The organism is Clostridium sp. MCC328 (genome assembly GCF_018785465.1).
GTDB classification, from domain to species: Bacteria; Bacillota; Clostridia; order Lachnospirales; family Lachnospiraceae; genus Pilosibacter; species Pilosibacter fragilis.
In genome coordinates this window covers 1-211 of the sequence record NZ_WQPW01000157.1, presented here as the reverse complement: position 1 = coordinate 211, position 211 = coordinate 1, and the positions used below count along the sequence as shown (strand labels likewise).

The following is a 211-nucleotide window of genomic DNA, read 5'->3' as shown; positions in this document are numbered from 1 at the left end:
ACTGTGGGGACGCAGAGGGATAAGATGACCGGGGGACAGATTCCCGGGCAAGCGCAGGAGGTGTCAGGCAGGCAAATCCGTCTGACAAGCCAAAGGCGTGACGCGGACCGAACTAAAGTAGGGAAGCATCCGATTCCAGCTGCCGAGAAAAGCCGCTATTGTGTACCATGTGCCCGTACCGTAAACCGACACAGGTGGATGAGGAGAGAAT

At 56.9% G+C, this 211-nt stretch carries 1 rRNA gene; it reads left to right on the top strand.

What is annotated here, in order from left to right:
• Positions 1–211 (top strand): 23S ribosomal RNA (locus GPK83_RS17465); the annotation flags it as partial.